General features: G+C 40.9%; 1 protein-coding gene. It reads right to left on the bottom strand.

The genetic code is table 11. The features are described from left to right. On the bottom strand, nt 1-1,106 hold a 1,106-nt coding region (locus tag ACFINH_RS09850; protein ID WP_375632988.1), incomplete at its 3' end, for a N4-gp56 family major capsid protein. Between the last annotated feature and the right edge of the window lie 148 nt (nt 1,107-1,254).

Raw genomic sequence — 1,254 nt, 5'->3', positions numbered from 1 at the left:
TAGGTGGGGATAACAATCGTTCCAAAATCTTGCGCTGCTTGAGAGCTATTTGGAAATTTGAAACGGGTTTTCTTCATGCCAATTAGTGTTTTCGCAGACAAACCATAGTAACGTTGATAGTCGAAATGCTCTTCCACCAATTTATAGCGATTGACATTGCGATTATTTCCAAAAGCCATAACGATACTTTGTGCTCCAAGAAAAACAGCACGACGCACACTTTTTTTCGCTGTATGATCGGTAGATTTAACCCCATGAGTGACATGTTCAGATTCACGTAAAATCACACCATTATACATGCCAAGAGAACCATCAAAAATCGGGTTCTTCGCGCGCGAACCCGTATAAGCAGCTTTCTGAATATCAAGCCACTGTCCAGTCTCTGTATTGGTGCGCAATTGCATCACTTGTGTTGGGTGCAAATAGAGAACATAAACACTCTCCCCATTCACACGTACTGGTCGAATTTTGGGATTAGCAAGTTTCGCCATTTTTACAGCTTCGTCAATAAGCTTCAAACTAAAGCTGTGTTTTGGCGCTTCACTGAGATCTTCATCCTTGGTTTTACCATCTGGACGGATAATTCGCTTACTACTTGGTGCCAGAGGTTCATTAAATCCATAATGCACATTCTCGATATCTATCATCCGATCTTCAAAAGAGATTGTCCTTGCTGTATATCCGCAAGCTTGAATGAAAAACATCAAGCTTAAGCGATCTGCATACCAATCAACTAAGCCATCTTTTGCTTCGTCACGCAAATCAAACGTTGTACGTTGTTGCGCTATACTACCTTCATTTTCTACACGAACTGCATGCGAAAGCTCGTCAATATAGAGTCTGTCATGAAGGAATTGTAATGCCTCTTCATTCCCCTCAAGCGTCTGTCCTGAGGTAACTCCCCGTCCCAAAAGCTGTGTACGTAAGCTAAATGTAACACAATCCCCTCTGCCCTTCTGTGTTTCAGTTTTAAGTTGAATAATGCTGTTTGAACCCCTGCCTATAAGAGGGGCAATAGGTATCGCCTTTGAAACTTCTGTATTTAATAATTTTGACCACGTGCTTATCGCATGAGGATCATCTGCTCTAACTGTTGTTAATGCCATTGATTTTACCTTTCTTTGCTGTAAAAAAAACCGGCTTAAAAGCCGGATCATAGCCCTGTATAAAACAGACTAATTTCTATAAAATGCACTCTTAATACCCGTTACCTGCACCGTGTAATTGCCGAAAAATCGCTTTATTTTTCGGATT

The sequence above is a fragment of the Bartonella sp. AA74HLJMH genome (assembly GCF_042197045.1).
GTDB lineage: Bacteria > Pseudomonadota > Alphaproteobacteria > Rhizobiales > Rhizobiaceae > Bartonella.
This window is presented reverse-complemented; position numbering and strand designations above follow the sequence as displayed.